The sequence below is a fragment of the Mycobacterium sp. D16Q16 genome, assembly GCF_002013745.1.
GTDB lineage: Bacteria > Actinomycetota > Actinomycetes > Mycobacteriales > Mycobacteriaceae > Mycobacterium.
The window spans coordinates 1-3,572 of the sequence record NZ_MAEY01000035.1; the positions used below are offsets into that span (position 1 = coordinate 1).

The 3,572-nt window shown below is 67.1% G+C and carries 3 protein-coding genes; all 3 read right to left on the reverse strand.

Annotated elements, in window-relative coordinates:
• A partial coding sequence (gene mycP / locus B4394_RS24950; RefSeq protein ID WP_078316562.1) for a type VII secretion-associated serine protease mycosin occupies window positions 1-1,238 on the reverse strand: 1,238 nt, incomplete at its 3' end.
• Window positions 1,235-2,620 carry a type VII secretion integral membrane protein EccD gene (eccD, locus tag B4394_RS24955; protein ID WP_078316561.1) on the reverse strand — a complete coding sequence of 462 codons (1,386 nt, stop codon included), beginning with the start codon at window positions 2,618-2,620 and terminating at the stop codon, window positions 1,235-1,237. The genes mycP and eccD, both read right to left, overlap by 4 nt.
• 64 nt (window positions 2,621-2,684) lie before the next feature.
• Window positions 2,685-3,572 (reverse strand): ESX secretion-associated protein EspG (locus B4394_RS24960; RefSeq protein ID WP_286142493.1); only part of this gene is annotated, 888 nt, incomplete at its 5' end.

Here is a 3,572-nt window from a genome sequence, read left to right on the forward strand (position 1 = left end):
GGAGGGGGCGGCGGAACGACCGCGCGGGCGCTGGGGCCGGCCGGTGCGCTTCCGTCTGCGGGGACCTCCCAGGTGAGTGCGGCCACTGGGTCGACGGTTCCGGTTCCCACGAGATTTGACGGAGACCGGCCCGCGTCACGAGCGGTCCTTTGCAGTCGCGAAACAACCTGCTGCGCGGTCAGATCGGGGAATCGGCTGCGTACCAGCGCGGCGACGCCCGACACGTAAGCGGTCGCATAACTGGTTCCGAACAGGGGGTGCGGCTTGCCGTCCTGGCCGACCATTCCGTTGGCCAGCCCGCCTGCTTCGTCGTTGGACAGCGATATCACATTCTCGCCATTTGCCGCGATGCCTACCCACGGGCCGGACATCGTGAACTTCGAGGGACTGCCGTCGACGGACACCGATCCCACCGACAGCACGTACGGCTGCCACCATGAGGGAACCGAAACAGATTCCACCCCAGTCCAATTCCTTGGGTCGGCACCGGAACCGCTGAGCGGGTTCGGTTGGCAGTTGGCGCCACCGCCGCTGCTGTTACCGGCTGCCGCGATGACGACAGCGTCCTTTTCTTCGACGGCGTACCGCAGGGCCGCACCGAGCGCGGCCTGGTCGATGGGCTTTGCCGCTGGTACGCAGACAACCGACGAAATGTTGATCACGCGCGCCCCGAGGTTCGCGGCGTGCACGATGGATCGGGCCAGTGTGTTGACAAAGTGGGTGGCGCCGTTGGTGGTGGGATCACCACCGGTGATTCGCGGGGAGAACTTCGAGGACTCCTGGCGAATCGAGATCAGCTTGGATGCGGGTGCGATGCCGGAGAATCCGTCAGGGCCGGGCTGGCCACCGATGATCCCCGCGACCATGGTCCCGTGCCCGTCGCAGTCGGTGAGTCCGTTGGTGGACTGTACGTAGTCGCCCCCGCCTTCGACATGCAGCCGTGAGCTCGGTTGCACTCCGGTATCGATGATGGCGACGCTTTGCCCCTCACCGCGAGAGAAGCGCCATGCCGCCTCGAGCTCCTCGGACGGTTTTCCGCTTGTGCCGGTACCGGGCATCAACACAGTGGTGCTGCACGCAGCGGATTGCATGCCGGCGGTAGCACTGGGGGCTGAATCTCGAGGCAGCGCAGCGGGATCAGCCTCTGGGCGGGTCACCGCGTACGCGGCCGGAGCTGTCATAGGAGACAGCGCCAGCAGCATCGCGGCGACGGCGCCCACGGACATGAATCGGATCATCGGTTGAGGATCCAGGTGAACAGCCCGGTGAGGTATGCGATGACCGGCAACAGCGAGGCGTCGATGCCCGAGGCGAGGAATCCCAGGAGGCGCCGGCTGGGCAGCGAATAGCTTTCTGCCTCACCGATCTTCGGGTTGAACACCACGACAGTCAGCGCGGCGACCAGGAACGCCAGAACGGCGAGTGCCACCAGCGCGCCGGTGTAGCGCCCCGCGAAGGTAAAGATCACCAGCAGTGTGGACGTCACCACGAACGGCACCGCCAACAGCCAGGCCTTACATACCGCCGAATCCCACACACGGGCACGCAGCGCCGCTCCTGCGCTCACCGCGACCACCAGGTACCAGGCCCAGGGGCTTGCCGGTGCCGAGCCGCCGACGAGGGCCAGCGATCCCAGGATGGCCAGAAGTGAAGCACCCGCGATGAATCCGCTTTGGTGCGAGTCGCTGAGCTGGACGCGTCGCGGGAGGTCCTTGAGAACCGACATCGCCGGAGCGGAGGGCGTCGGGTCGCCGGGCGCGGGAATGGTCGGCAGCGGGAAGCGGGCGGCAAAGGCTGACAGCTGCGCGGCACGCACGGTGACCAGCAGTGCCACGACGATCAGTCCGCTACCCACGGCCAGCAGAGAGGGGTGCCACAGGATCTGGGCGCCTGCGGCACCGGCGATACCAAGGGACAGCACCGTGGTGGCGGTGAAGAACGCGGTCTGCTGACGCGCCACGATCAGGTAGATCAGCGACCACGCTGCCACCCCGGCGGCACCCAGGAGGGCGCGCGGGGCCAGTCCATCCCCGGGGATGGCGAGTGCGAGCGCGCCGGCAATCGGCGCCAGTGCGGTGATCGCCAACTCCGCACCCAGGCGCGGTGAGCGCACCTGTGCCACCAACGCTCCGATCGAGGCGACAACCGCCACCACGGCCAGGCCGGCAAGGCTCAGCGCCGAGCCGGTGCGAACGCTGTGCACGATGGCCAGAACCGTTGCCGCCACGATCAATGCGAGGACACCCAGGCGGGTGATGCGGGCGATGTGTTCGGCACCCCACGGGCGCTTGCGCGATTCGGAGAAGATGACGGCGGCATCCGCGATGTCTTCGACGATGCCGGGTGCGGCGGGTCCCACGGGGGTGGGACGCAACGTGAGCAGGTCTCCGTCGACGACGCCCACGGTGTCCAGGGTCGCATCGGCACTGAACGGTGCACCGTTGACCGGGGCCAGGCTCAGCCGCTGAGGTGTGGCCTCAGTGGCATCGGGGGCCACCATCCGGTGTACCGCGGGAATGATGTCGCGCATCGGCAGCTGAGTGGGCAAAGCGACCTCGGTCAGCTTTTCTTCACCGAGCACGGCTACCCGGACGATGGGCATCACGGCGTTGTCAGACATGGTGTTTCGTTTGACTCTCTCGATAGGGGGTGGAGCACAGTAGGGAACTAATAGAGCGACAGCATCAGTCGAAGTCTCGGGTCAGTCGGGCGTCGGGGAACCAGTGCCCGTTCGGGAGCGTGGCCATCAACTGCTCGACGGCCACCGCGATCGCGAATGGGGCTCCGGGGGCAAAGGTCGACAACCAGGTGCCGTCCCCTGCGCGGTGTGGGCTGACGAGGATGCGGCCAGCGCTGGTGTCCACCACGCTGATGCCCACCTCGGAGGTCTGTTGAGTTGCGTTGTTACGTTGCCCGGCAACCACTTCGACATAGTTGCGGTTGCCGATGAACGCCGATTCCACCACAGCCTGCGCGGCGGGAGGGACGCCCAGGTATCCCACGACGTCGGCCAATGAGGCGCCGGAACGCAGCTGCTCGTCGGCCTTTGCTCCCACATGGGTGGGCAGTGTGAATTCGGGGAACCGTGCGGGTGCGCGCCATCGCAGTCCGGCGACCACGCTGGGGACAAGCGCCGACGGGTCGTCGGCGTCGACCGCGGTGAAGGTGATCAGGTGGGCGTTACGCAGTGACACCACGGTCCGCGGGCGACCCTGCGATTGCGTGTGGGCGATGATGCCGCGCATCACGTCCGGATTCTCGGAACCCGCCGCGACATATCGCAGTTCGAGCCAACGGTCGGGGCGGCACACGGTACGGATCCATTCCGCCACAGCGGGATCCACCGCACCCTCGGCGCTCAGGACGCCGGCCCGGGTGAGTTCCTGAACGCGCTGGGCCGTGAATCCCGCGCGCTGTGCCTCATCCCGGAAGGGGACCGTGATCGCCAGCACCCAGGGAAAGGTGCCGGCGCTCAACGTGTCTGCGAGGAACCAGGCCTGGTCGACCGTCAGCTCGACGGCATCCGGCGACCGGGTGGCCTGGTTCTCCGCACGATCAGGTGCAGAAGCACC

Bases quoted from the DNA above. Each gene is read 5' to 3' on its own strand.
- eccD (WP_078316561.1), bottom strand. From the start codon at position 2,620: ATGTCTGACAACGCCGTGATGCCCATCGTCCGGGTAGCCGTGCTCGGT.